Here is a 26,391-nt window from a genome sequence, read left to right on the forward strand (position 1 = left end):
TTTCGGAACCATGGAGAGAACAGCATGAAAACATTGAAAGTCGACGTTGCCGTCATTGGCACCGGCACCGCGGGCATGTCGGCCTATCGCGCGGCGCACGCGCAAGGGGCGCGCACGGTCGTGATCGAAGGCGGGCACTACGGCACCACCTGCGCGCGGGTCGGCTGCATGCCCAGTAAACTGCTGATCGCCGCCGCCGACGCCGCGCACATGCTCGACGTGGCGCCGGGCTTCGGCGTGTACCCGGGCGAAAAACGCATCGACGGGCGCGCCGTGATGGAACGCGTGCGCAAGGAACGCGACCGCTTCGTCGGCTTCGTGCTGGAAAGCGTCGAGGGTTTTCCGCAGCAGGACCGCATCCGCGGCCATGCCCGTTTTACTGGCCCGCACACGCTGCAGATCGACGACCATACCGAGATCGAAGCGGCGCGCATCGTAATCGCCACCGGTTCCACACCGGTGATTTTGCCGCAACTGAAAAACGGCGGGCCGCGCATCGCCACCAGCGACGACGTGTTTTATTGGGACGACTTACCGCGCTCGGCGGCGGTGATCGGTTCGGGCGTGATCGGGCTGGAACTGGGCCAGGCCTTGACGCGCCTGGGCGTCAACGTGCGCATCTTCGCGCGCGGCGGCAGCGTCGCCCAGCTCAGCGACCCGGAAGTGTTGCACGCGGCCAGGCGCACGCTGACCGGGGAACTCGACCTGCACTTCCAGACCGAAGTCGTGCGTGCTGAAGAACAGGGCGACGGCGTGCTGCTCACCACGCGCGACGCGCTCGGCAAGGAGAGTACGGAATCCTTCGAGGTCGTGCTGCTGGCCACCGGGCGCACGCCGAACGTGCACGGCATGGGCCTGGACGCGACCGGGTTGGCCTTACAAGCGAACGGCGTGCCGGAATTCGACAGCCGCACCATGCAATGCGGATCGAGCCACATTTTTATCGCCGGCGACGCGAATAACGAGCTGCCGCTGCTGGCCGAAGCGGCCGACCATGGCAAGATCGCCGGCGAGAACGCCGGCCGTTATCCGGACGTGCGTCCGGGCCTGCGCCGCACGCCGCTGGGCATCGCGTTTACGGAACCGAACATCGCCACGCTCGGTAAAAGTTACAGGACGCTGTGCGAGGGCGGACGGCCGAAATTCGCGATCGGCCAGGTGTCGTTCGAGAACCAGGGCCGCAGCCGCGTCATGTTGCAGAACAAGGGGATGCTGCGCGTGTATGCCGAGTACGGTTCGTGCCGCTTCCTCGGCGCCGAGATGATCGGGCCACGCTGCGAACACATCGCGCACCTGTTGGCCTGGGCGGTGCAGGCGCATCTGACGGTGCCGCAGATGCTCGACATGCCGTTTTATCATCCGGTGATCGAAGAGGGCGTGCGCACGGCGCTGCGCGATTTGGCGGCGAACCTGGCGAAGGAGACGAACCATACGGATGCGGCGGATTCGGAGCCGGGGACGTAAAGCAAAGCCGCGATCATTCGAACGGTGGACCGCGTGGGCAAAGCCCACCCTACAAAACCCGCATTTTCTATACGTAGGGTGGGCTCCGCCCACGCGGATTCACTCCAGGCATTGCCGCGCCGTGTCACCCGGCCCGGCGCCCGATCAATTCAAATAACTCGCATCCAGTTTGCCCTGCCCCGCCATCTGGCGCAGGATGCGCACCGTATCGATGTCGGCTTCCTGGTACGCGGATTTCTTGAATTCGTCATACATCTTGCTGGCCTGGTCGAGCGATTCCGGCTTGCCGTCGTCGTACTGGAAGCGCACGTGCAGCATCGCCTCGGTCGGCGCCTCGATCGTCATGACCAGGGTGGAGGCACTGATCTCGCCCTGGGCCGGGACTTCGTAACGCACTTCCTGCAGCGGGCTCAAAAACACCGTGTCTTCCACCACCAGGTCGCCATAGCGCAGGCGCCGTTTGAAGCTGCCGGCTTCGCGCCCGCTGATGTCGCATTCGTCCAGGTGCGGGATGAACAGCTTCGGCGACTCGGCGCGGATCACCAGGCCGCGCCAGACCTGCTCGCGCGTCAGCGTGTCCATCAATGGGTTCATCGGGTCGTTAATTTCAATCAGGTGTTCAAATTTCATCGTGTCGTGCTCGTGTTGGGGTGGCGGATAACGCCAAAGGGGCGATGGTAGCCGAAATAGTGGCTAATTCGATAGCAGGATCGCGTTCTGGCGACGCTGCAGGAAGGCGATGCCGATCAGGATGGCGAACGAAATCGCCAGCAATACCAGGGCATATGCGTGCGCCGTCGCATAATTCAACTTCTGCGCTTCATCGTAGAGCGCGATCGAGGCCACCCGGGTCTGCCCCGGGATATTCCCGCCCAACATCAGCACCACGCCGAATTCACCCATCGTATGCGCAAAGCTGAGCGAGACGCCGGTCAAAATGCCGTGTTTCGACAGCGGCAGCACGATCGCCCAGAAAGTTTGCCGTTTCGTTAAACCGAGCGCCAGTGCCGACTGCACCAGATCTCTGCCGACCCCGCGAAACGCGGCCTGGAAGGGCTGCACCGCGAACGGCAGGCTGTACAGCACGGAGCCTGCCACCAGCCCGGCAAAAGAGAAGGGTAATGGATGGCCGAACAGCGACATCCAGGCCGCGCCCACCGGCTGCTGCGGCGCCATCAGCATCAGCAAATAAAAGCCGATGACGGTTGGCGGCAGCACGATCGGCAGGCTGACCAGGGTCTCGATAAAAATGATGCCGCGCATCTTGCTGTTGTTGAGCCAATTGGCCAGTGGAATGCCAACGACCAGCAGCACGACCGAGGTGACGGCGGCCAGGCGCAGCGTCAGGCCGATGGCATCCCACAGTTCGGGCGGAAACTGCCAGTCGGTCATTCGGCCGCGCCTGCGGGCAGGCTGAAGCCGTTGCGTGCGAGGATGGCGCGTGCTTCTTTCGAGGCCAGGAAGCGCACGAAGCCGGCCGCGTGCGGGTTGGCGGCGCCGGCTTTGGTGACGATGGCCCCTTGTTCGATCGGCGCCAGCCCGTTTGCCGGTACCAGCGCGTAGCGGCCGACGCCTTGCAGTTTCGGTGCGTGCAGGGTGGCGAACGAGATGATGCCGACTTGCGCATTGCCGGTCTGGACGAACTGGGCGGTCTGGGCGATGTTTTCGCCGATCACGAGTTTTGGCTGCAGCGCTTGCCACAGTCCGTCGCGTTCGAGCGCCGCTTTCGCTGCGCGGCCATACGGTGCCGTGACCGGATTAGCGATCGCCACGCGCGTGACACGGGCGTCGCTCACCAGCGCGGCCAGGCCGCGTGCCGGGTCGATGCGCGGATCGAGCGACCAGACGGCGATGCGGCCGATGGCGTAGGGCGCCAGCGTCTTGCCGTCGGCAGCGCCGAGCTTGCCGAGTTCGCGCGGATAGTCCATGTCGGCCGACAAGAACACCTCGAAGGGAGCGCCGTTGCGAATTTGTGCAAAAAAGTTGCCGGATGCGCCAAGCGACACCTTCGGCTCGACGTCGGGCGCGGTTTTCCGGTACGCGCCGACGAGTTCGTCGATACAATAGCCGAGATCGCTGGCGGCAGCGACCAGCAGCGGGCGCGCCTGCGCCGGCATGCTAAACATCCCCGCCAGCACGGTTCCCACAGCAAGTAATAGCAATTTTTTCATGCTGATCATTGTAGCGCGCGGTGCTGCGCGCTTCGTTACAATGCTCGGCTGCCTTCAAGAATATTTCCCATGTCCAATGCACCAAAGTTCGGCCTGAACGGGCCGCAAAGCGAAGCCGCGCTTTACCTGGACGGCCCCTGCCTGGTGCTGGCCGGCGCCGGCTCGGGCAAGACGCGCGTGATCACGCAAAAGATCGCCTACATGATCGAAGACCGCGGCTACGATCCGCGCACGATCGCCGCGCTGACGTTTACCAATAAAGCCGCGCTCGAAATGCAGGAGCGCATCGCCAAGCTGTTGAAACAGCCGAAGCAGGCCAAGCAATTGACCGTGTCGACCTTTCACTCGCTGGGCGTGAAAATCCTGCGCCAGGAAGCGGCCGGCGTTGGTTTGAAAGACCGCTTTTCGATCATGGACAGCGACGATTGCTACACGATCGTGTCCGACCTCGGGCTGACCACCGATAAACAGGAAATCCGCCGCATCCAGAATGCGATCTCGCTATGGAAAAATGGCCTGGTCGATCCGGAAGACGCGATCCGCGAAGCCAAGGACGAAGACGAAGCCCAGGCCGGACGCATCTACCGCAGCTATGTGGCGACGCTGGCCGCCTACCAGGCGGTCGATTTCGACGATCTGATTCGCCTGCCGGTGGAACTGTTCCGAAATAACGAGCCGATCCGCGACCGCTGGCAACGCAAACTGCGTTACCTGCTGATGGACGAATACCAGGATACGAATACCTGCCAGTACGAGTTGGTGAAACTGCTGGTGACGGGGCTGGGTAAAAAGCCGATGTTCACCGCGGTAGGCGACGACGACCAGGCGATCTATGCCTGGCGCGGCGCCTCGGTCGAAAACATCAAAACGCTGCAGACCGATTTCCCCGACCTGCGCGTGATTAAACTCGAGCAGAACTACCGCTCGACCACGCGCATCCTGCAGGCGGCGAATGCCGTCATCGGCAACAACCCGAAACTGTTCGAAAAGTCGCTGTGGTCGGAACACGGCCTGGGCGAACCCATCAAAGTGCTGGGGATGCAGAGCGACGAGCAGGAAGCGGACCAGGTCGCGATCATGATCTCGTCCGACCATTTCCAGCGCAAGAACAAATGGACCGATTACGCGATCCTGTACCGCGGCAACCACCAGGCGCGCATCATCGAACAGGCGCTGCGCAAGGAGCGCATTCCATACACGATTTCCGGCGGCCAGAGCTTTTTCGACAAGGCCGAAATCAAGGACATCATCGCCTACCTGCGCCTGATCGCCAACGAGGGCGACGACCCGGCCTTCATCCGCGCCGTCACCACGCCGAAACGCGGGGTCGGCATGGCGACCTTGGAGGTGCTGGGCGAATTCTCGAAGCAGTGGAATTGCTCGCTGTTCGAAGCGGCTTTAAAGGGCGGCATCGAGGGCAAGCTGGCCGACCGCCAATTACACCCGCTGCGCGATTTCTGCCATTTCATCAATGACCTCGAATCGCGCGCCAGCCGCCCGGGCCCGTCGGGCAGCGGAGAAAACGCCGCCGAGGTGCTGGACGACATGATGAAAGAGATGAATTACGAGCACTACCTGTACGAAAACTTCGACGACCGCGCGGCGCAAGCCAAATGGCAGAACGTGATGGAATTTACGAACTGGCTGAAGGAACGCGGCAACGGCGGGCGCGACGGCACCGGCGAAGAAAAGAATTTGCTGGAGCTGACGCAGATGGTGGCGCTGATGTCGATGCTGGAAGGGCAGGACGAAGAGCAGGACGCGGTGCGCATGTCGACCCTGCACGCCTCGAAGGGACTCGAGTATCCGCACGTGTTCCTGGTTGGCGTGGAAGAGGGCATCCTGCCGCACAAGGGCGACCCGGACGACCCGATCGAAAAGATCGCCGCGCGCATCCAGGAAGAGCGCAGACTGATGTACGTGGGGATTACGCGCGCCCAGCGCACGTTGCACGTCAGCTGGTGCAAGAAGAGAAAGCGCGCCGGCGAACTGGTGCACTGCGACCCGTCGCGCTTTATCAAGGAGATGGCGCTCGACGAAGGCATCGCGGTGCCGACGGAAGCCGAGGTGATCAGCCCGAAGGACCGGCTGGCGAGTTTGAAGGCGCTGCTGAATACGCCGAAGCCGGATGCCGGCAAGCTGCTGTCATAATGTCTGGTTTAAAGCTGGGAACTGCCGTGGAACACGAAGACCGTTTTGTCGATATCGAAATCAAGCTGGCGCACATGGAAGACCTGGTCGATTCGTTGAACCAGACCGTCTACCAACAGGCACGCCGCATCGACCAGCTGGAAGCGATGGTGCAGCAGCTGGGCGAACATTTACGGACGATGCGCGAGGTGGGGCGGCAGAATCCGCTGAACGAAAGGCCGCCGCATTATTGATGTTGTTTTCGACACGCGCACGCCGTACCGCGTGGAGTCGGGACTCCACCCTACGAAAACCCCGATGCGTATTCCACCACAGGCGGTTGCGTAACGTAGGGTGGGCACTTGTGCCCACGCGTTCGTACCGCGATGATCCGTTAGCGCGCATTACCCAACCACGCACCCAGCCGTTTGCCCAGGCACAGTAACGTCAACGTCGGCGGCAGCCCCCACGGCTCGGGAATCACCGACGCGTCGCACACGAACAACCCCTGCGTCGGCATCTGCAAATCCGCATCCACCCCTGCGCCGATGCGCACGCTGCCGCCCGGATGCGCGGCGAAATGCCACGACTGAAAAATGTGATGCGCCCCCGCCGCGCGCAGGATCGACGTCGCCATCCCGACCCCGTGCTGCAGTTTGCGCCGGTCGCTGTCCTGCAGCGTCTTGTCGGCCCAGCGCGGGCCGATGCGCCCGCCGATGGCGTCGCGGATCTTGACCATCATCGACAGGGTGCGGCCGTGCGCAAACAGGCGGTCGACGCGGCCGACCTGCAGCGCAAAGGCCTGGTACATCGGTCTTGGCAGCGTCAGATCGGCCAGCGCCACGCCCTCGTCGTGCAGGTGCAGCCCGGCCGCCATCGGCACCTCGGCGCCGCCGTCGATATCGTCGACACTGCCCATCACCGCCACCACCGGATCGCTGAAGAAGGGCGATTCGCGCGGCCCCAGGCCGGAGCGGTGCAGCAGGCGCGGGCTGCCAAGGCCGCCGCCGGCGAGCACGACGATCGGTGCGGCGATGCTGCGCAGGGTGCCGCCCACCTCGACTTCCACACCGGCGGCGCGGCCCTCCTGTACCAGCACGCGCAGCACGCGCGCGCGCTCGACCAGTTGCGCGCCGTGGCGGCACGCCTCGTTGAGAAAATCGCGCGCCGTCCACTTGGCGCCGAACGGGCAGCCATACACGCAGCGCCAGCAGCCCGCGCGGCAGCTCTGCGGCCGGATCATCTTGTCGAGCTTGCGCCAGTCGAGAGAAAGAGACTGCGCCGCCACCATCATGCGCGCCGCCATCGGGCCGACCAGGTCGTCGGGTAGGGGCGCCAGCGGCAGTTCCGCGCGCAGTTGTGCCAGCGCCGGTTCGAGATCGATGCCGTAGCGCGCAAACAGCGCCGCAGGCGGTGGCGCCGCGGTGGCGAAATTGATGGCCGAGCTGCCGCCGGCGGTGATGCCGGCCACCAGCAACGAAGCGTCGCGGTGCAGGTAGGCGCCCTTGCCGGGCACCGCCGCCATCGCCGCCATCTGGGTGACGGTGCCCTTCAGCGGGTCGGCGCCGCCCTGTTCCAGCACCAGCACGCGCATGCCGGAGCGGGCCAGTTCGCGCGCCGTACTGGCGCCGCCCGGACCGCTGCCGACGACGATCGCATCATACGAGGAACGGAAAATCGGCAGCATCGGCATGCAATGCAAACGGATCAGCCCCGCTGCGGCAGCTTCCAGTCCGGCCGCACGAAGTGGCAGGTGTAGCCGTTCGGGATCCGTTCCAGGTAATCCTGGTGCTCCGGCTCGGCTTCCCAGAACGGGCCCGCGGGCGCGAGCTCGGTTACGACCTTGCCGGGCCACAGGCCGGACGCGTCGACGTCGGCCACGGTGTCCTCGGCCACGCGCTTTTGCTCGTCATCGAGGTAGAAAATGGCGGAGCGGTAGCTCATGCCGCGGTCGTTGCCCTGGCGGTTCGGTGTGCTCGGGTCGTGAATCTGGAAGAAGAATTCCAGGATCTGGCGGTAGCTGATGCGGGCAGGGTCGAACACGACTTCGAGGGCTTCGGCGTGCGTGCCGTGGTTGCGGTAGGTCGCGTTGGGGACGTCGCCGCCGCTATAGCCGACGCGGGTGGACAGTACGCCGTTCTGGCGGCGCAGTAGCGCCTGCATGCCCCAGAAGCAGCCGCCGGCCAGGATGGCGGTTTCGGTTTGCATGGTCATTGTGGATTCTTTCAGTAGGGTGGAAGGCCGCGGCAGGCGCGGCGCGAGTAGCACATGGTAGCGGCTCCTGCATATTCAATGCGCACGCCCCTATTTTTTCGCCGCCAGTGCCGCCCGCAAACCATGCGTGACCACCAGCGGGAACACGCTCGCATGGTCTTCGTCCGCAAACACTTTGGTTTGCGTGCGCAGGCCGGGATAGCGGTGCGCCTTGAGGGCCGCGTCGAACTCGCGCAGGTCGGCCACCATGTCGGCGTCTTCTTCGGCACGAGAGCGCTTCTTGCCGGGCGCCAGCGTCTCGCGGCTGCCAATGCCAAAGAAGACGCTGGCCGGCAGGTCGCGGTGGCGCTCGCCGTACGCTTCCAGCCGGTCGAACATCACGCCGGCGTCGTACCAGAGCGACGGGCTGCCGAGGATGTAGTGCTCGAACATGCGCGGTTCGGTAAGCAGGATCTGCAGGCCGAGCAGACTGCCGTAGGAATGGCCGACAAAGACTTTGCGCCGCATGTCGGCGCGGTAGTGTTTGGCGACCAGCGGGAACACGTCGCGGGCGATGAAGCGCGCGTATGCCGGTGCTTCGCCCAATGCGAGCGGACGTCCCGCCATGTCGGAGCGGTAATCGTGCTTGCGCGGCACGGTGGGCGTGTAGTCGCGCCGGCGGCTGTAGACGCCGGTATCGCCCCTGGCGTAGGACAGGCCGACCACGATCGTCTCTTCCATGCCGGCATGCCTGCTCAGCCGCTGCGCAATGCTGCGCACCAGCGGAAAGGCATAGTTGGCATCGGTGACGAATACGACCGGGTAGGTCCGGGTGCTGTCGCGGTAGGAGTCCGGCAGGGCGACGAACAGCTGGTAGTCGCGCTTCAGGCTAGCGGCGCGCAGGTCGCGGACTTCGGTGTTGTCGAGCGTGTAGGGCGCCTGCGCGTGCGCGCCCATTGCCGATATAAACAGGGCAAATCCAAGGACTGTGGTTTTCAACTGGTCGCTCCGGGATGGTGGCGCATGAGATTGCTGTGCTTGATTCTACGATAACTCGCCCCACTGGCTGCCGCGCAGCACCGGCTACGGTATGAATCCATGGCGTATTGTCTATACAGGTTTGTATGCCATTGTTTCACCGTACCGACACGACTGTAAGCCTGCTATGATCTGGCGCGCACCTGTCGGCGGCGATCCCGCGGGCAGCCTTATTCGTGTCCGTGAGAGAGACCATGAACCGTCCACAAATGCTCATCATCGCAGCCAGCCTGGCCTTCGCCGGAACCGCCTTTGCCGCCGCACCCGCCGCATCCGGCGCGGTGCTCGATGCCTCCAACCCCTTCGCCAAGCCGAGCGCGCTGCCGTTCAATTACCCGGCCTTCGACAAGATCAAGGACGAGCACTTCTTGCCGGCCTACGCCGCCGGCATGCGCGAGCAGCTGCGCGAAGTGGCCGCAATCGCCAACAACCCGAAGGCGCCGACCTTCGAGAACACGATCGTCGCGATGGAACGCTCGGGCCAAATGTTATCTCGCGTGTCCGCCGTGTTCTCGAACCTGCAGACCGCCAACACGAATGACCGCCTGGACGCCGTCGACCGCGAGATGTCGCCCAAGCTGGCCGCGCACAACGACGCCGTCTACCTGAACCCGAAGCTGTTCAAGCGAATCGAGACCCTGCACGGCAAGCGCGACCAGCTGGGACTGGATGCGGAATCGACCTTCCTGCTCGAGCGCTACTACAAGGAATTCGTGCGCGCCGGCGCCAAGTTATCAAGCGCCGACAAGGAAAAGCTGAAGCGCTACAACGGCCAGATCGCTTCGCTGCAATCGGACTTCTCGCAGCGCGTGCTGAAGGAAGCGAATGCGTCGGCGCTGGTGGTGAATACCCGCGCCGAACTGGCCGGCATGTCGGACGCCGAAATCACCGCCGCCGCCGCCGAGGCGAAAAAGCGCGGCCTGGACGGCAAGTACGTGATCGGCATCGCCAACACGACCATCCAGGCGCCGCTGGCGAGCCTGACGAATCGCGCGGTACGCGAGCGCCTGCAGGCGGCGTCGATGAACCGCGGTGCGCGCGGCGGCGAATTCGACACGCGCAAGTTGGTCCTCGAGCTCGTGAAACTGCGCGCCGAACGCGCGACCCTGCTCGGTTACCCGAACTACGCCGCCTATTCGCAGGAACTGGAAACGGCGCAGAATCCGGCTACCGTGAATAAACTGCTGGCCGAACTGGCGAAGCCGGCAATCGGCAACGCGAAGAAGGAAGCGGCCGAGATGCAGAAGATCGTCGACGCCGAGAAGGGTGGCTTTAAAATCGCCGCCCACGACTGGGCCTATTACACCGACAAGGTGCGCGCCGCTCAGTACAACTTCGACGAAAACCAGCTGCGCCCGTATTTCGAGCTGAACAACGTGCTGGTGAACGGCGTGTTCTTCGCCGCCACCAAGGAATACGGCATCACCTTCAAGGAACGCAAGGATTTGCCGGTCTACGATCCGGACGTGCGCACCTTCGACGTGATCGACGCCGACGGCAAGCAGCTGGCGATCTTCATCTTCGATCCGTATGCGCGCTCGAACAAGCAGGGCGGCGCCTGGATGAACGAGTATGTGTCGCAGTCGCACCTGCTGGGCCGCCATCCGGTGGTCGGCAACCACCTGAACGTGCCCAAGCCGCCCGCCGGCGAGCCGACCCTGCTGACCTACGACGAAGTGCGCACCGCCTTCCACGAGTTCGGCCACGCGCTGCACGGCATGTTCTCGAACGTGAAATACCCGCATTTCTCGGGCACCAGCGTGCCGCGCGATTTCGTCGAGTATCCGTCCCAGGTCAACGAGATGTGGGCGATCTGGCCCGAAGTGCTGGCGAACTATGCCAAACACCACAAGACCGGCGCGCCGATGCCGAAGGAATTGCTGGACAAGGTGGTCGCCTCGAAAAAGTTTAATCAGGGCTTCATGACCAGCGAATACCTGGCCGCGTCCCTGATCGACCAGCGCTGGCACCAGCTGACGCCAAACCAGATCCCGAGCGACGTCCTCGCCTTCGAGGCGCAGGCATTGAAGGAAGCCGGCGTCGACTTCGCCCCGGTGCCGCCGCGCTACCGCACGACTTATTTTTCGCACTCGATGAACGGCGGCTACTCGGCCGGCTACTACGCCTACCTGTGGAGCGAAAAGCTCGACGCCGATACGGTGCAGTGGTTCACGGAGAATGGCGGCCTGTCGCGCAAGAACGGCGACCACTTCCGCAAGACCCTGCTCTCGCGTGGCGGCACCACCGAGGCGATGAACCTGTTCCGCGATTTCCGCGGCCGCGATCCGGTGATCGAGCCGCTGCTGGAGCGTCGTGGGTTGACGGGGAATTGATTGGCATTTGAGCCAACGATCATCACCGTTCTGGCGGGCATGCCCGCCCTACGGTGCACATCCGTCAACGGCATACACATATATTGTTGGCAGACGCAAAGCGTAGGGTGGGCATGCCCACGCGGAAAACAGCACAGCGCCAGCTTCCACCTTTCCCCGCAACTCCCGTAACAACATTAAAACGAGACTTCATGAACCGCTCCCACATCCTGCTGGCCGCCGTCAGCCTCGCCGTCGCCAGCATGGCGCATGCCCAGACCACCGCGCCGGTCCCGACCGTCCAGAGCGCCCCAGCGGCCGCCCCGTTCGACGCCTCGAACCCGTTCGCCAAGCCGAGCACGCTGCCTTTCAACTACCCGGCCTGGGACAAGATCAGCAACGAGCATTTCGCGCCGGCGTTCGCGGAAGGCATGCGCCAGGAAGCGGCCGAGATGGGAGCGATCGCCAATAACAAGGCGGCGCCGACCTTCGAGAACACCATTGTCGCCATGGAGCGTTCGGGCAGGCTGCTCGACCGCGTACAGGCCGCGTTCGGCACCCTGGCCGGTTCTTACACCAATGACACCCTGCAGGCGCTGCAAAAGGAACTGTCGCCGCAACTGGCCGCGCACAATGACGCGATCCGCCTGAACCCGAAACTGTACGCGCGCATCAAGGCGCTGTACGACAAGCGCAGCAAGCTGAAGCTGGATGCGGAATCGCAGTACCTGATCGAGCGCTACCACACCGACTTCGTGCGCGCCGGCGCCAAGCTGTCCGATGCCGACAAGCAGAAGCTGAAGGCGATGAACGGCCAGCTCGCTGCGCTGTCGACCCAGTTCGCCCAGAACGTCCTGAAAGAAGCGAACGCCTCGGCGCTGGTCGTCGATACGCGCGCGGAACTGGCCGGCATGTCCGATAAACAGATCGACGCCGCCGCGGCGGAAGCCAAGAAGCGTGGCCTGGACGGCAAATTCGCGATTCCCGTCGTGAACACGACCCAGCAAGCCGGCCTGTCGGTGCTGACCAACCGCGCCACCCGCGAAAAGCTGCTGGCCGCTTCGCTGGCGCGCGGTTCGCGCGGCGGCGAGTTCGACAACAAGGGCATCGTGCTGCAGCTCGCGAAACTGCGTGCCGAACGCGCCGTGCTGCTGGGCTACCCGAACTACGCCGCCTACAACCTGGAAGAACAGACCGCGAAGGATACGAAAGCGGTCAACAGCCTGCTGGCCGAATTCGCCAAGCCGGCCGTGAACAACGCGAAGAAGGAAGCGGCCGAGATCCAGAAGGCGATCGACGCCGAGAAGGGTGGCTTCCAGGCCGCCGCCCACGACTGGGCCTTCTACAGCGACAAGGTGCGCGCCCAGCGCTATGCCTTCGACGCCAGCCAGCTGCGCCCATATTTCGAGCTGAACCGCGTGCTGCAGGATGGCGTCTTCTTTGCCGCCACCAAGGAATTCGGCATCACCTTCAAGGAACGCAAGGACCTGCCGACCTATAACGAAGACGTACGTACCTTCGACGTGTTCGACGCCGACGGTTCGCAGCTGGCGATCTTCACCTTCGATCCGTATGCGCGTTCGAACAAGCGCGGCGGCGCCTGGGCCAATGCCTGGGTGGGGCAGAGCAAGCTGCTGGGCACCCGCCCGGTGATCGCCAACAACCTGAACATCGCCAAGCCGGCCGCCGGCGAGCCGACCCTGCTGACCTACGACGAGGTGCGCACCACCTTCCACGAATTCGGCCATGCGCTGCACAGCATGTTCTCGGAGGTCAAATACCCGCGCCTGTCACGCGTGCCGCGCGACTACGTCGAGTTCCCGTCGCAAGTGAACGAGATGTGGATGGCGTGGCCGGAAGTGCTGGCCAACTATGCGAAGCACTACCAGACCGGCGCGCCGATGCCGAAGGAACTGCTGGATAAAGTGCAGGCGTCGCAGCAGTTCAACGAAGGCTTCCGCACCACCGAGTACCTGGCCGCCTCGCTGCTCGACCAGGCCTGGCACCAGCTATCCCCGGAACAGATCCCGACCGACGTACTCGCCTTCGAGGCTGACGCGCTGAAAAAGGCCGGCGTGGACTTCGCACTGGTGCCGCCGCGCTACCGCACCACCTACTTCTCGCACACGTTCTCGGGCGGTTATTCGGCCGGCTACTACGGCTACCTGTGGGCCGAGAAGCTGGACGCCGATACGGTCAACTGGTTCAAGGAGCATGGCGGCTTGACGCGCAAGAACGGCGACCACTTCCGCAAGACCCTGCTGTCGCGCGGCGGCACGCTCGACGCGATGCAGATGTACCGCAATTTCAGCGGGCGCGATGCGCAGGTGCAGCCGTTGCTGGAGCGTCGCGGCTTGACGGGACAGTGATGTGATACGTGACGGTGCCGGTCTTGCGGCGTCGTTGCGAATGATCTGATGTTGTACCGCGTGGGCTTGAAAGCCCACCCTACGTTACGCCACGTTCCCGTGAACTTGCTACGGACGGTGGTGCATCGTAGGGTGGGCTCTCGAGCCCACGCGTTTTTCGTGTCCGTGCACACCCCACCATTTCCATCGGAACGGTGTATAAAATCACCGCATTCCTTCTCAAATTTTCAAACCAAGCGATGAGTGTTCAATCCCTGAACGGTATTACTTTAGAATCCCTGTTAACCCGCCTCGTCGAGCACTACGGCTGGGAGGGCCTTGGCCGCCGGATCGACATCAATTGTTTTCAAAAAGACCCGAGCATCAAGTCGAGCCTGAAGTTTTTGCGCCGCACCCCGTGGGCGCGCGAGCAGGTCGAGGCCTTGTACCTCGAGACCCGCTTCACGAACCCGCAATAGAGAGAGGAGACCCGACATGCTGAACGAGAACGATTCGAACCTGAAGGCACACCTGAAAACGCTGCACCGCAGCCTCGCCGAAACCGACGCGGTCGACGAAGAACTGCAAATGCTGCTGCGCCAGCTCGACGGCGACATCAAGCAGGTGCTCGAGCGCCGCGCCGATGCCGACCTCGACGCCAACACCTATGGCCTTGGCTCGCGCACCCAGGAGCTGAGCGCGCGCTTCGATTCGCGCCACCCGAACGTGTCGTCGGCGCTGCGTGAGCTTGGCAATATCTTGTCGAGCATGGGCATCTAGCACCTCCTAAAGTCCCCATGGCGGCGTTGCATCGTCTCGCCGTACTAGCGTACTGTCTTCGACGCTGCGCCTTGCCCTGGAAACTTTATGAGGCGCTAGAAGGTCACCTGAAGTGGCTACTCATCCACAAGTCATTGAAATATAAGCAATTTCTTGAAGGGGCAGCAGCCGCTAAAACCGTTTTCCGGTAAAATGTCGGCCAATGACCCCAACCAATCTTTTCGCGAGCGTTCCCAAGCGCTCCAGCCGCGCACCTGCCGCGCCTTTCCTCCCGATGACCCGCGCCGAAATGGATGCGCTGGGCTGGGATTCGTGCGACGTGATCCTCGTCACCGGCGACGCCTACATCGACCACCCGAGCTTCGGCATGGCGCTGGTCGGGCGCCTGCTGGAAGCGCAGGGCTACCGGGTCGGCATCATCAGCCAGCCCGACTGGCACTCGGCGGAACCGTTCCGCGCGCTGGGCAAGCCGAATCTGTATTGGGGCATTACCGCCGGCAACATGGACTCGATGGTCAACCGGTATACGGCGGATCGTAAAATCCGTTCCGACGACGCCTATACCCCGAATGCCGAGCCAAATAAACGTCCGGACCGCGCGGTGACCGTCTACGCCCAGCGCGTGCGCGAAGCCTATCCGGGCGTGCCGGTCGTCATCGGTTCGATCGAAGCCTCGCTGCGCCGCATCGCCCACTACGATTACTGGTCGGATAAAGTGCGCCGCTCGGTGCTGTTCGAATCGAAGGCGGACTTGCTGATCTTCGGTAACGCCGAACGGGCACTGGTCGAGGTGACGCGCCGCATCGCGGCTGGCGAATCAATCAAGGAAATCCGCGATATCCGCGGCACCGCCTTCCTGGTGCAGCCGGGCTGGCTGCCGGACGACGAGTGGTCGGTGCACAATTCCACCCGCGTGGACGTGCCGGGCCGCATCGACAGGCAGCCGAACCCGTACGCGATGGCGCTGGAAGATCCCAAGGCTTGCGCACTGGACAATGCCGCGCCGGAACCGGAGGTGAAGCCGGTGATCATCATGACGCGCGAACAGCGCCAGGCTGCCGCCCGCGAAAAAGCGATGAAGACGGTGGTGCGTTTGCCGAGTTTCGAGACCGTCAGCGAAGACCCGGTGATGTACGCGCACGCCTCGCGCGTGTTCCACCTCGAATCGAACCCGGGCAATGCGCGCGCGCTGGTGCAATCGCACGGCGACCGCGACGTCTGGCTGAACGCGCCGCCGCTGCCGCTCGCCATGGACGAGATGGACAACGTGTATGACTTGCCGTACGCGCGCAATCCGCACCCGAGCTACGGCAAGGCCCACATCCCGGCCTGGGAAATGATCCGTTATTCGGTGAACATCATGCGCGGCTGCTTCGGCGGCTGTACCTTCTGCTCGATCACCGAGCACGAAGGGCGCATCATCCAGAGCCGCTCGGAACCATCGATCCTGCGCGAGATCGAACTGATCCGCGACACAACCAAGAATTTTGCCGGCACCATCACCGACCTCGGCGGCCCGACGGCGAACATGTACCGCCTCGCCTGCAAAGAGAAGAGCATCGAGGAATCGTGCCGCCGCCTGTCGTGCGTGTACCCGACCATCTGCAGCAACCTCGGCACCGACCACAGCAAGCTGATCCAGCTGTACCGCAAGGCGCGCGCGATTCCGGGTGTGAAAAAAATCCTGATCGGTTCCGGACTGCGCTACGACCTCGCCGTGCGCTCGCCCGAATACGTCAAAGAACTGGTGACGCACCACGTCGGCGGTTTGTTGAAAATCGCCCCGGAACACACGGAGCAGGGCACGCTCTCGAAAATGATGAAGCCGGGCATCGGCGCCTACGACGAGTTCAAGCGTTTATTTGAAAAATATTCGCTCGAGGCCGGCAAGAAGCAGTACCTGATTCCCTACTTCATCGCCGCCCACCCGGGCTCGACCGACGAGGACATGCTGAACCTGGCCCTGTGGCTGAAGAAGAACAATTTTAAACTCGACCAAGTCCAGACTTTTACCCCGACGCCGATGGCGATGGCGACGACCATGTACCACACCCGCAAGAATCCGCTGAAAAAGGTGACGGAAGATTCGGAAGTCGTGGAAACGGCGCGCAGCGGCAAGATGCGCAAGGCCCATAAAGCCTTCCTGCGCTACCACCATCCGGAAAACTGGCCGATCCTGCGCGAGACGCTCGTTAAAATGGGCCGGGGCGACCTGATCGGCAATGGCGAGCGCCACCTGGTGCCGGCCTGGCATCCGTCGGAAGAGGGCGGCGCGCCGCAGGTCGGCGACCGCAAGCGCCAGGGCGGCATGCCGGCACCGGCGCCGCACCAGATCGCGGCCGCGAAACGCAAGCCGGAACAGCGGGCGGCGGCAAGCACTGGACGCGCACCGGCGGCGGCACCCGAGCGTTCGCGGCCATCGATCCTGTCGACCATCAAGGCCAAGCCGAAGGGTGCGCGCAAGTAAATAGGTACGCGGCAGGTACGCGGCCCATCGTCAAGTTCGGCAAAAAAGCCGGTTCCTGCGGTAATGCAGGGGCCGGCTTTTTGTTACATGGCGTCGGGTTGTTGCACATTGGCGACGTAACATTGTCGGCCTTATACGCTAGTGTTGTTTCTACCCTGAGGACACCCACTAAATACCTCAGGTATGCAAAGCTATTTGACGAAACGCGGTAAGATAATTCCTTTGGGAAATAGAAGTTAGCTGCTGAATAATAATTGATCGCCTAGTTCGATTGAATAACAAGCCAGCCCTATGCCTGGCGGCAGTCTGCCCACAAGGAATTCTTGGTGATTGATCTTCATAATTACATGCTGGCAGTCGGCATTGGCAACATTGCGTTCGCCGTGCTGATCCTGGTGTACATGCGCAGCAGCACTGCCAGTGCCGGACTGCGGACGTGGATGCTGGCGCGCACGGTTTTCGGCCTGACGCAGTTACTGGCATGGGCGCGGCCGCAGGCCGGCCTGCCACTGCTGGTCGCTGTCGAATCGGCGGGCTGGGTCATCGGCCTTACGCTTGAGGCGGCAGCCTACATGCGCTTTTTCGGCTATTCCCGTTTGCAGCACCGCCTGGTTCCGGCGGCCGGCCTCGGTCTGTTGCTGGCCTGGGCTTCGCCGCTGACCGGCATGGCCTACGAAGACCTGGTTGCCTACGTGTCGCTGCTGCTAGGGGGAGGTGCGTTCACGACCGGCTTCCTGCTGGTGCGTTCGCGCCTTCCCGATGCAACCGCTTTGCAGCGCCTGATCGGCGTCACCGACATCACCTGTGGTGCGACGCTGATCCATTTTGCCTCGCTGGGCATCACCGGCTTGCCCGTTTCGGATGGGAATATGCTGACAGGATATGTCGCGGGTTACCTGCTCCTGATCGTCAACGGTTTCGGTTTTATTTTGATGAGCAAGCAGCGCGACGACGCGCGCATGGAGCGCCTGGCCACCACCGACGACCTGACCGGCCTGCTGAACCGGCGCGCCTTTTTTGCCCGCGCCGAAGCGGCGCGCCTGCTGGCCCTGCGCCAGCAACAGCCGATCGCGCTGCTGATGCTCGACATCGACCATTTCAAACAGCTCAACGACCGCTTCGGCCATGCCACCGGCGACGAGGCGCTCGTCAAATTTGCCGCGACCTGCAATGCGGCCCTGCGTGAGCACGATATCCTGGGCCGCCTGGGCGGAGAAGAGTTCGCGCTGGCGCTGCCGGGCACCGACCAGGACGGCGCGCTGCACGCCGCCGAGCGCCTGCGCCAGGGTGTAGCCGCAACGCGCCTGCTCACCTGCGGCAACGACTATACGATGACGGTCAGTATCGGCTTGGTCGTGGTCGATCCAGGCGAAGACTTGCCGACTGCGCTCGCGCGCGCCGACCACGCGCTGTATGACGCCAAGCGAAATGGGCGCAACCGGGTCGAAGTGAGCAGCGCCGGCTGGCGCCGGGCGTAAGAAACAGGTTTATCGTAGGGTGGGCTCTGCCCACGCGGTAGCACGCATGCATATCAAAACGTACTTATAAGCGTTGCGGCATGCAAAGGTACGACCGCGTGGGCGGAGCCCACCCTACAAAAGCACTTATGTCCCGCTTCCCGCGTGCGCGAGGCTGTTTAATAAATCCTGCACCGCGCTCAACTGGGCCGGCTTGGTGAGGTGGTGGTCGAATCCCGCATCGCTCGAGCGCAGGCGGTCGCTTTCGGTTCCCCAACCGGTCAGGGCCACCAGCGTGACGTCTTCCAGCCCGGGTGTGCGGCGCATGGCGCTGGCGGTTTCGTAGCCGTTCAGGCCGGGCATGCCGATATCGAGGAAGGCGACCTGCGGCAGGAATTCGCGCGCCAGGGCGAGGGCGGCGATGCCGTCGTGGGCGACGCGGGTCAGGTGGCCGCTCGCTTCGAGGATCATCGCCAGCGTCAGCGCCGCGTCGACGTTGTCGTCGACCACCAGGATGCGGATCGCCTGGCCCTGCGCCGCCGCCGCGCTGCGCCCTTCCTGGAGCAGGGGTGCTTCCAGCACCTCGGCGCCGGCCAGCGGCAGGCGCACCTCGAAGGTGCTGCCGCGGCCCGCGCCGGCGCTGGCCGCGCTGACGGCGCCGCCGTGCATCTCGACCAGGCGCCGCACCAGCGACAGCCCGATGCCCAGCCCCCCCTGGGCGCGTTCCATGTGGCGGTCGACCTGCTTGAACATGTCGAACACGCTTTCCAGCGAATCGGCGGGAATGCCGACGCCGGTGTCGCTCACGACGATCAACGCCATGCCATCCTCGGCGCGCAGCGACAGGTCGATGCGCCCGCCGGCCGGGGTGTATTTGGCGGCGTTGTTGAGCAGGTTCGCCACCACCTGCGCGATGCGGGTCACGTCGGCGTCGACGATCAGCGCCGTCTCGGGCAGGGACACATGCAGCTGGTGGCGCGCGGCGTCGATCAGGGGCGCGCTGGTTTCCACGGCGCTGCCCAGCACGCGCCGCAGGTCGGCCCGTTCGCGTTTCAGTTCGAGCTTACCGCCGCTGATGCGGGCGACGTCGAGCAGGTCGTCGATCAGGTGCACCATGTGGCCGACCTGCCGCTCCATCATGTCGCGCACCTTGCGCACGGCGGCGGGGTTGTCGCCCGACAGGCGCATGACGCCGAGGCCGCTGCGGATCGGCGCCAGCGGGTTGCGCAGTTCGTGCGCGAGCGTGGCCAGGAATTCGGTCTTGCGGCGGTCGGCATCGGACAGGTCGGCGGCCAGGCGGCGCAATTGCTCTTCGTTGCGCTTGCGCGCCGAGATGTCGGTAAACAGCAGCGCCACCTTGCGGCTGTCGGCGCCGCCGATGCGGGTCGCGTAGACGTCGAACCAGCGTCCCATCGCCGCCGCTTCGTTCTCGAAGCGCACCGCCTCGCCGCTGAGCGCGACGCGGCCATAGGTATCGAACCAGAAGCGGTCCAGATTCGGCACCAGTTCGCGCGCGGTCTTGCCGGTGGCATCGACGAGGCCGGTCTGGCGCTCGAACATGGCGTTCATTTCCTCGAAGCGGTAGTCAACGGGGACATCGTCGGCGTCGAACAGCATTTCGATGACCGAGAAACCCTGGTCCATCGATTCGAACAGGGTGCGGTAGCGTTCTTCGCTGGCGCGCAGCTGTTCCGCGGCCTGGTGCGTGGCGCTGGTGTCGAGCACGATGGCCACCAGGCCCTGGAATTCGCCGGCCGGGCCGCGCAGCGCGTTGACGCTGCTGGTGGCCGGCACCAGCGTGCCATCCTTGTGCAGGTAATGCTTGTCGATGACGAAGCCGGGCCCGCCGGCCATCACGCCGGCCACACCGGCCAGGGTCGCCGCCAGCGACTCCGGGGCCGTGACTTCGGCCACGCCCATGCCGATCAGCTCGGCCTCGCTGCGTCCCAGCATGTCGCAATACTTCTGGTTGACGAAGGTAATGCGGCCTTGCGGGTCCGTTTCGACCACGCCGGTAGCGGCCTGGCCGACCAGTTGGGCGAAACGTTCGCGGCTTTCGAACAGTTTGAACTCGGCACGCTTGCGCTCGGTCTGGTCGATGCCGTGGGCCAGTAGGCCGCTGATGTTGCCGTCGGCATCGCGCAGGGCCATGTAGACCAGGTCGACGAAGCGCTGTTCCGGCGCCGCGCCCGGGTGGCGCTGCAGCATGACCGGCATGTCGGTGCCGAAATATGGCTCGCCCGTGCGGTAGACCGTGTCCAGCAGTTCGAAGAAGCCCTGGCCGGCCACGTCCGGCAACGCCTGGCGTATCGGCTGGCCGATCAGGTCGCGGTTGCCGACCAGTTGCCGGTAGCGCTCGTTGACCAGCTCGAAGCGGTGTTCGGGACCGGCCAGCACGCACATGAAGGCGGGCGCCTGGTGGAAGATGTCGGCCATGCGCGCATTCGCCGCCTGCAGTTCCTTGAGCAGGCGTTCGCGTTCGATCTCGGCCTCGTGCGCCGCGGTGACGTCGCGCGAGACCGCCAGCAGGTTCTGGATCTGCCCGTTTTCCGCGCGTACGGCGGTGACGGCCACTTGCCACCAGCGCGGCGCTCCCTTGACGGTCGGGCAGAACGCTGTTATTTGCCCGGTGCCGCCGGTACGCGCCAGCGCGAGCGCGGCGTCGATCGCGTCCTGGCTTTCCTGCGGCCAGAACGCGCGCCAGGCGGCGCCGGAAAAGGGGCTGAAGTCGTCGATCTCCATGGCGCACATGCCGTTCCTGTTCATCGCCAGCACCTTGCCTTCATTGCTCAGCAATTTCACGCAGTCGGGGCTGCTTTCGAACAGTTGCAGGCCGAGGGCGTTGGTGTCGATGGGGTGAGCGGTATCTTGGTTGTGCTGCATCGGAGGCGTCCAGGTTGCATATGCCGGCAAGGGCATCGATCGTGCTGTGAAAGATAACCAATACCACGCGTGCGAACCGCTGACTGTTCGTTCGGTAACGCCGATGGGGATAAGTAAAACAGAAAGAGGAAAAGAAAAAAGGCCCGACAAGTCGGACCTTTTTTCTTTGATGCTGGCGGAGCGGACGGGGCTCGAACCCGCGACCCCCGGCGTGACAGGCCGGTATTCTAACCAACTGAACTACCGCTCCGTTTTTACTGATCGGTTCCTCGTTTCAAACAGAAGTCTGGTGGGCGCTGAGAGGCTCGAACTCCCGACCTAATCCTTGTAAGGGATCCGCTCTACCAACTGAGCTAAGCGCCCGGCTCACCGTGTTCTGTCTGTCTGACGCTTGTCACTGCGTCTGAAGAGGCCCGAATCATAGCGTATGGGTTCCCGAATGTGCAAGAGTTTTTATGAAAATATGCAAAACGCTCTTTTCAAGCCGCTGTGCATCCCGCCATCACGCTTCTGTTGTTATTCGGTCCCACCCACTTTCCGCCGCTTGCCTTGCAGGGCGGCCATCACCAACAATAGCGTCTTGTAGCGACGGCAACCTTTAGACATCGACAAGATGCGGGTGCCGCGGCGGGACCACGCCGGCGATGGAGGAACTAGCGGACGTCACGGTTTTTCAACTTCAAGGAAAAATAACATGATGAAGATGTCCAAGATGCACAAACGCGTCGTGCAGGCGCACGCCATGCTGGCGCTCGGCGCCATCCTGCCGGCGGGCCTGGTCCACGCCCAGGCCCAGCAGCAAACCCCGGCTGCCGGCGAACTCCAGACGGTGACCGTCACCGCCCAGCGCCGCAGCGAAAACATCCGCGACGTGCCGGTATCGGTGACGGCCCTGCGCGGCGAAAAGCTCGACGTGCTGGTGTCGGGCGGCGAGGACATCCGCGTGCTTGCCGGCAAACTGCCGAGCCTGAACGTGGAATCGTCGAACGGCCGCACCTTCCCGCGCTTTTATATCCGCGGCTACGGCAATACCGACTTCAACACGTTTGCCTCGCAGCCGGTGTCGCTGATCTACGACGACGTGGTGCAGGAAAACCCGATCCTGAAGGGTTTCCCGATCTTCGACCTGCAGAACGTCGAAGTGCTGCGCGGGCCGCAGGGCACCCTGTTCGGCCGCAATACCCCGGCTGGTGTCGTGAAATTCGAATCCGAAAAGCCGAACCTGAAGCGCGTGGAGGGTTACTACAATGCCTCGGTCGCGACCCACAACACGATCAATGTCGACGGCGCCGTCAACGTGCCGCTGTCGAACGAATGGGCAATGCGCTTCTCGACCCTGCGCCAGCACCGCGACGACTATGTCGAGAATTACGCCGACCTGGCGCAGACCCAGCGCCGTGGCGACCTCGACGGCTACAACGAGCACGCCGAGCGCATCCAGTTCCTGTACAAGCCGAGCGGCCCCTTCAGTGCGCTGTTCAACCTGCACCAGCGCAGCACCAGCGGCAGCGCGCGCCTGTTCCGCGCCAACCTGATCCGCCCCGGCACGAACGACATCGCCCCCGGCCTCGATCTCGACCGTATCGTCACGAATGCCCAGAACTACCAGGACCTGACGACCCGCGGCGGCAGCGTGCGCCTCTCCTGGGACCTGGGCGAGCACAAGCTGTATTCGGTCACCGGCTACGAGAACATTTCGAATTACAACAGCCGCGGCGATATCGACGGCGGCACGCCGGCCGGCCCCGGCTTCATCCCGTTCCAGGTCGAGACCGGCAGTCACATCGTCGACCTCAAACAGTACAGCCAGGAAGTGCGCATCGAATCCGAATACGCCACGCCGCTGAACTGGCAGGCCGGCGTGTACTGGTTCGACGAATCGGGCACCGGTGGCAGCGACAATTTCAATAGCACCACCGGCGCGCGCACCTCGCGCCTGTTCAGCCGCCAGGACAATACCGCCTGGGCGCTGTTCGGTTCGGCCACCTACAAGGTCTCGGAAGTGTTCGACCTGCGCGGCGGCTTGCGCTACACGAAAGACAAAAAGGATTTCCGCACCGTCGTCAACGAAAACGTCGCGCAGACCGGCGCCACCGCCGTCGGCACCAGCAAGTCCAAGGTCAGCTGGGACCTGTCCGGTACTTATAAACTGAGCCCGACGGTGAACGTGTATGGCCGCGTCGCCACCGGCTTCCGGGCGCCGAGCATTGCCGCCGCCTCGGCCGCGGTGCCGATCACGGTGGCCGACGCCGAAACGATCACTTCGGTCGAGGCCGGCGTAAAAGCCGACCTGTTCGAGCGCCGCGGCCGCGTCGCCTTTTCGGTCTACGACTACACGGTCAAGGACCAGCAACTGACGGTGGTGGGCGGCAATTCGAACGTCAACCGCCTGATCAATGCCGATAAAACCAAGGGCCGCGGGGTCGAGCTCGACGTCGAGGCGGCGATCAGCCCGGCGCTGCGCGTGACAGCCGGGACCAGCTACAACTTCACCGAAATCCGCGACGCCAGCCTGTCGGTGAACCGCTGCGGTTCCTGCACCATCACCGACCCGGTCAACGCCGCGAACCGCGTCCTCATCGACGGCAACATGCTGCCGCAGGCGCCGCGCTGGATCGCGAACGCCACCGCGCGCTGGAGCATGCCGGTGGCCGACGGCGAGGTGTTCGTGTTCACCGACTGGTCGTACCGTAGCAAGGTCAATTTCTTCCTGTACGAAGCGGCCGAGTTCACCGGCAAGCCCTTGACCGAAGGCGGCCTGCGCCTGGGCTACAACTGGGCGGGCGGCAAGTATGAAGCGGCCATTTTCGGCCGCAACATCCTCGATGAACGCCGCATCACGGGCGCCATTGATTTCAATAACCTGACCGGCTTTACCAACGAACCACGCACCTGGGGCGTGCAATTCAAGGGTAACTTTTAATTACACCCAGTTGAGAAAACACAGTCGATTGTCAACCGTGTTTTTGTAATGTGATAGGCCGCGCCCCGCGCGGCCTTTTTTTTGTGTGCACTGCAGCATCAAAAGTCTTGCATTATAAGTAAAGTAACGATTGTTGTAACGTTGATATCGAATCAAGCCATATCTAATTTGGCGTACATACGATCTGTGCAAATAAACGCTGTTTTTGTTAAATCAGCCTCCTAAAACGTTGCAAAATAGCCTCACTCGATTGGAAATTCCCTGCATGCATTTTTACTCAAGCGTACATTTTCTCAGCCGCCTGTCGAGGGCACTTCGGATTTCCGAAGATCATAAACCGAGGCATATTGCCTTGACGGAAAACTACACACTAAGGGCTCAACATGAAGTCGACGCATTCGATGTACCCATGTTTGTTGAAAGTCGCTGTAGCAGTCTCCATCGCCACCGGTTCGTTCGGTGCAGCCGCCGCCGGTGCGATTCCTGAATTCCAGGGCGCCAGTACCCCGCAAACCATCCTGAATACCGATCGCCTGATCGTGAAGTACAAGGACGCCAACGTCGGCAGTGCCCAGGCCCGCGTCGCGACCGCGATGACGTCGGCGCGCCAGGCCATCGCCGACCGCGCCGGCCAGCAGCTGGGCCTGCGCATGCAGGCGTTGCGCTCGACCGCCACCGGCGCCCACGTCTTCAAGATCGACCGCAAGGTGTCGCTGAAGGATGCCGAGGCGCTGGCGCAGGAACTGATGGCGCGCGACCCTTCGATCGAATACGCCGAGCCCGACCGCATCATGAGGAAAATGGCCACGGCCAACGATCCGATGTATGCCCAGCAGTGGCACTACACGGAAACCACCGGCGGCCTGCGCCTGCCGGCGGCCTGGGACCTGTCGACCGGTACCGGTGTGAAAGTCGCCGTGATCGATACCGGCATCCGTCCGCACGCCGACCTGTCCGGCCAGTACGTCGGTGGCTATGACTTCATTTCCGACGCCACCATCGGCAACGACGGCAATGCGCGCGACGCCGACCCGTCCGACCCGGGCGACTGGACCGCCGCCAACGAGTGCGCCGCCGGCGAACCGGCATCGGGCTCGAGCTGGCACGGCACCCACGTGGCCGGCACCATCGCCGCCAAGACCAACAACAGCCTGGGCGTGGCCGGCGTGGCGTACAACGCCAAGGTCGTGCCGGTGCGCGTGCTCGGCAAGTGCGGCGGCTATACCTCCGACATCGCCGACGCCATCATCTGGGCCTCGGGCGGCACCGTCTCCGGCGTGCCGGCGAATGCCAACGCGGCGAAAGTCATCAACATGTCGCTCGGCGGCGGCGGCGCCTGCGGCACCACCACGCAGAATGCGATCAACAGCGCCCGTTCGCGCGGCACCGTCGTCATCGTCGCGGCCGGTAACGAGAACATGAACGCGAGTAATTCGAACCCGGCCAACTGTTCCGGCGTCGTCACCGTTGCCGCCACCAACCGCAACGGTGCCCGCGCACCGTACTCGAACTACGGCACCGTGGTCGACGTCGCAGCGCCTGGCGGCGATGCCAACGGCTACATCATCTCGACGCTGAACGCCGGCACCAGCGCGCCTGGCGCCGACAACTACGCCGGCTACCAGGGCACTTCGATGGCGACCCCGCACGTTGCCGGCGTGGCCGCACTGATGCTCGCCCGTAACAGCGCGCTGACCCCGGACCAGATCGAGTCGAAGCTGAAAAGCACCGCGCGCGCCTTCCCCGGCACCTGCTCGCAGTGCGGCACCGGCATCGTCGACGCGGCCGCGGCAGTCGCTTCGGCCACGACCTCGACGCCGGTCGGCCCGACGATCGCTGAAACCGAGTCGAACAACACGATCGCCACGGCCAACGCCATCAGCACCACCGGCACCACCGTCAACGGCACCATGAGCGCCTCGACCGACAGCGACTACTTCGTGGTTCAGCTGCCGGCCGGCAAGACGCTGCAGGCATCGATGACGCCAGGCCTGTCGACTGCCGACTATGACGTGTACATCTACAACAGCGCAGGTACCCAGCTGGCCCTGAGCGAGAACGGCGCCGGCGCGGTCGACACCGCCTCGGTCTCGAACACGACCACCGCCACGGCCGCACGCTATGTGCGCGTCAAGTACTACAGCGGCGGCACCGGTTCGACCAATGGCAAGTACACGCTGAAACTGAACTGGTAATGCTTTTACTGGTTGAGTAACAAGGTCGAA

18 protein-coding genes and 2 tRNA genes are annotated in these 26,391 nt (G+C 63.6%); 11 read left to right on the forward strand and 9 right to left on the reverse strand.

Annotated elements, in window-relative coordinates; genetic code table 11:
- Positions 1–24 precede the first annotated feature (24 nt).
- Positions 25–1,464, forward strand: coding sequence for a dihydrolipoyl dehydrogenase (locus tag IFT60_RS19140; RefSeq protein ID WP_192054531.1), 1,440 nt, complete (start codon positions 25–27; stop codon positions 1,462–1,464).
- 144 nt (positions 1,465–1,608) lie between these two features.
- Here IFT60_RS19140 and IFT60_RS19145 read toward each other — a convergent pair whose 3' ends face one another.
- From IFT60_RS19145 to modA, 3 genes are all read right to left on the reverse strand, one after another.
- Positions 1,609–2,094: an SRPBCC family protein gene (locus IFT60_RS19145; protein ID WP_192054533.1), complete on the reverse strand. Its 486-nt coding sequence runs from the start codon at positions 2,092–2,094 to the stop codon at positions 1,609–1,611.
- A 63-nt stretch (positions 2,095–2,157) separates the two neighbouring features.
- Positions 2,158–2,856 carry a molybdate ABC transporter permease subunit gene (modB, locus tag IFT60_RS19150; RefSeq protein ID WP_192054535.1) on the reverse strand — a complete coding sequence of 233 codons (699 nt, stop codon included), beginning with the start codon at positions 2,854–2,856 and terminating at the stop codon, positions 2,158–2,160.
- The gene (gene modA / locus IFT60_RS19155) at positions 2,853–3,635 is read right to left on the reverse strand and encodes a molybdate ABC transporter substrate-binding protein (protein WP_192054537.1); all 783 of its coding nucleotides are present in this window, start codon (positions 3,633–3,635) and stop codon (positions 2,853–2,855) included. Before modA ends, modB begins: the two co-directional genes overlap by 4 nt.
- 69 nt (positions 3,636–3,704) lie before the next feature.
- Here modA and IFT60_RS19160 point away from each other — a divergent pair, with 69 nt between their 5' ends.
- A complete protein-coding gene (locus tag IFT60_RS19160; RefSeq protein WP_192054539.1) occupies positions 3,705–5,786 on the forward strand; it encodes a UvrD-helicase domain-containing protein in 2,082 nt (693 codons plus the stop codon).
- Positions 5,787–5,812: 26 nt separating this feature from the next.
- Positions 5,813–6,019 (forward strand): SlyX family protein, encoded by a 207-nt coding sequence (locus IFT60_RS19165; RefSeq protein ID WP_192054541.1) that lies wholly within the window; start codon positions 5,813–5,815, stop codon positions 6,017–6,019.
- Between the two features lie 140 nt (positions 6,020–6,159).
- Here the strand turns inward: IFT60_RS19165 and IFT60_RS19170 are convergent, their stop codons facing one another.
- The 3 genes from IFT60_RS19170 to IFT60_RS19180 form a co-directional block, all read right to left on the reverse strand.
- Positions 6,160–7,452 carry an FAD-dependent oxidoreductase gene (locus IFT60_RS19170; RefSeq protein WP_192054543.1) on the reverse strand — a complete coding sequence of 431 codons (1,293 nt, stop codon included), beginning with the start codon at positions 7,450–7,452 and terminating at the stop codon, positions 6,160–6,162.
- A gap of 20 nt (positions 7,453–7,472) precedes the next feature.
- The gene (msrA, locus tag IFT60_RS19175; RefSeq protein WP_192054545.1) at positions 7,473–7,979 is read right to left on the reverse strand and encodes a peptide-methionine (S)-S-oxide reductase MsrA; all 507 of its coding nucleotides are present in this window, start codon (positions 7,977–7,979) and stop codon (positions 7,473–7,475) included.
- Positions 7,980–8,069: 90 nt separating this feature from the next.
- Entirely contained in the window at positions 8,070–8,957 is an 888-nt protein-coding gene (locus tag IFT60_RS19180) for an alpha/beta hydrolase (protein ID WP_229510991.1), read from the reverse strand.
- Positions 8,958–9,190: 233 nt separating this feature from the next.
- Here IFT60_RS19180 and IFT60_RS19185 point away from each other — a divergent pair, with 233 nt between their 5' ends.
- The 6 genes from IFT60_RS19185 to IFT60_RS19210 all read left to right on the forward strand — a co-directional run bounded on the left by IFT60_RS19185 (position 9,191) and on the right by IFT60_RS19210 (position 18,381).
- Positions 9,191–11,329, forward strand: a complete 2,139-nt coding sequence (locus IFT60_RS19185; RefSeq protein ID WP_229510993.1) for a M3 family metallopeptidase — start codon at positions 9,191–9,193, stop codon at positions 11,327–11,329.
- 191 nt (positions 11,330–11,520) lie between these two features.
- Complete coding sequence (locus IFT60_RS19190) at positions 11,521–13,677, forward strand: M3 family metallopeptidase (RefSeq protein WP_192054547.1); 2,157 nt, start codon at positions 11,521–11,523, stop codon at positions 13,675–13,677.
- Between the two features lie 239 nt (positions 13,678–13,916).
- Complete coding sequence (locus IFT60_RS19195) at positions 13,917–14,135, forward strand: VF530 family protein (protein ID WP_192054549.1); 219 nt, start codon at positions 13,917–13,919, stop codon at positions 14,133–14,135.
- A 16-nt stretch (positions 14,136–14,151) separates the two neighbouring features.
- Positions 14,152–14,436, forward strand: coding sequence for a DUF4404 family protein (locus tag IFT60_RS19200; RefSeq protein ID WP_192054551.1), 285 nt, complete (start codon positions 14,152–14,154; stop codon positions 14,434–14,436).
- A gap of 202 nt (positions 14,437–14,638) precedes the next feature.
- A complete protein-coding gene (locus IFT60_RS19205) occupies positions 14,639–16,903 on the forward strand; it encodes a YgiQ family radical SAM protein (RefSeq protein ID WP_192054553.1) in 2,265 nt (754 codons plus the stop codon).
- A 326-nt stretch (positions 16,904–17,229) separates the two neighbouring features.
- Positions 17,230–18,381 (forward strand): GGDEF domain-containing protein, encoded by a 1,152-nt coding sequence (locus IFT60_RS19210; protein WP_192054555.1) that lies wholly within the window; start codon positions 17,230–17,232, stop codon positions 18,379–18,381.
- Between the two features lie 126 nt (positions 18,382–18,507).
- Here the strand turns inward: IFT60_RS19210 and IFT60_RS19215 are convergent, their stop codons facing one another.
- From IFT60_RS19215 to IFT60_RS19225, 3 genes are all read right to left on the reverse strand, one after another.
- Entirely contained in the window at positions 18,508–21,243 is a 2,736-nt protein-coding gene (locus tag IFT60_RS19215) for a PAS domain-containing hybrid sensor histidine kinase/response regulator (protein ID WP_192054557.1), read from the reverse strand.
- Positions 21,244–21,416: 173 nt separating this feature from the next.
- Positions 21,417–21,493: transfer RNA gene (locus IFT60_RS19220), tRNA-Asp, on the reverse strand.
- A gap of 37 nt (positions 21,494–21,530) precedes the next feature.
- Positions 21,531–21,606: transfer RNA gene (locus tag IFT60_RS19225), tRNA-Val, on the reverse strand.
- Positions 21,607–21,937: 331 nt separating this feature from the next.
- Between IFT60_RS19225 and IFT60_RS19230 the strand changes: the two genes are divergently transcribed.
- Both IFT60_RS19230 and IFT60_RS19235 read left to right on the forward strand, forming a co-directional pair.
- The gene (locus tag IFT60_RS19230) at positions 21,938–24,166 is read left to right on the forward strand and encodes a TonB-dependent receptor (RefSeq protein ID WP_192054559.1); all 2,229 of its coding nucleotides are present in this window, start codon (positions 21,938–21,940) and stop codon (positions 24,164–24,166) included.
- Positions 24,167–24,549: 383 nt separating this feature from the next.
- Complete coding sequence (locus IFT60_RS19235) at positions 24,550–26,361, forward strand: S8 family serine peptidase (protein ID WP_192054561.1); 1,812 nt, start codon at positions 24,550–24,552, stop codon at positions 26,359–26,361.
- Positions 26,362–26,391 lie beyond the last annotated feature (30 nt).

This window comes from Massilia sp. CFBP 13721, from assembly GCF_014842025.1.
Taxonomy (GTDB): Bacteria; Pseudomonadota; Gammaproteobacteria; order Burkholderiales; family Burkholderiaceae_D; genus Telluria.

Bases quoted from the DNA above. Each gene is read 5' to 3' on its own strand.
- IFT60_RS19235 (WP_192054561.1), top strand. From the start codon at position 24,550: ATGAAGTCGACGCATTCGATGTACCCATGTTTGTTGAAAGTCGCTGTA.
- IFT60_RS19170 (WP_192054543.1), bottom strand. From the start codon at position 7,452: ATGCTGCCGATTTTCCGTTCCTCGTATGATGCGATCGTCGTCGGCAGC.
- IFT60_RS19230 (WP_192054559.1), top strand. From the start codon at position 21,938: ATGATGAAGATGTCCAAGATGCACAAACGCGTCGTGCAGGCGCACGCC.
- modA (WP_192054537.1), bottom strand. From the start codon at position 3,635: ATGAAAAAATTGCTATTACTTGCTGTGGGAACCGTGCTGGCGGGGATG.
- IFT60_RS19190 (WP_192054547.1), top strand. From the start codon at position 11,521: ATGAACCGCTCCCACATCCTGCTGGCCGCCGTCAGCCTCGCCGTCGCC.
- IFT60_RS19145 (WP_192054533.1), bottom strand. From the start codon at position 2,094: ATGAAATTTGAACACCTGATTGAAATTAACGACCCGATGAACCCATTG.
- IFT60_RS19185 (WP_229510993.1), top strand. From the start codon at position 9,191: ATGAACCGTCCACAAATGCTCATCATCGCAGCCAGCCTGGCCTTCGCC.
- IFT60_RS19215 (WP_192054557.1), bottom strand. From the start codon at position 21,243: ATGCAGCACAACCAAGATACCGCTCACCCCATCGACACCAACGCCCTC.
- IFT60_RS19140 (WP_192054531.1), top strand. From the start codon at position 25: ATGAAAACATTGAAAGTCGACGTTGCCGTCATTGGCACCGGCACCGCG.
- msrA (WP_192054545.1), bottom strand. From the start codon at position 7,979: ATGACCATGCAAACCGAAACCGCCATCCTGGCCGGCGGCTGCTTCTGG.
- IFT60_RS19160 (WP_192054539.1), top strand. From the start codon at position 3,705: ATGTCCAATGCACCAAAGTTCGGCCTGAACGGGCCGCAAAGCGAAGCC.
- IFT60_RS19200 (WP_192054551.1), top strand. From the start codon at position 14,152: ATGCTGAACGAGAACGATTCGAACCTGAAGGCACACCTGAAAACGCTG.
- modB (WP_192054535.1), bottom strand. From the start codon at position 2,856: ATGACCGACTGGCAGTTTCCGCCCGAACTGTGGGATGCCATCGGCCTG.
- IFT60_RS19205 (WP_192054553.1), top strand. From the start codon at position 14,639: ATGACCCCAACCAATCTTTTCGCGAGCGTTCCCAAGCGCTCCAGCCGC.
- IFT60_RS19195 (WP_192054549.1), top strand. From the start codon at position 13,917: ATGAGTGTTCAATCCCTGAACGGTATTACTTTAGAATCCCTGTTAACC.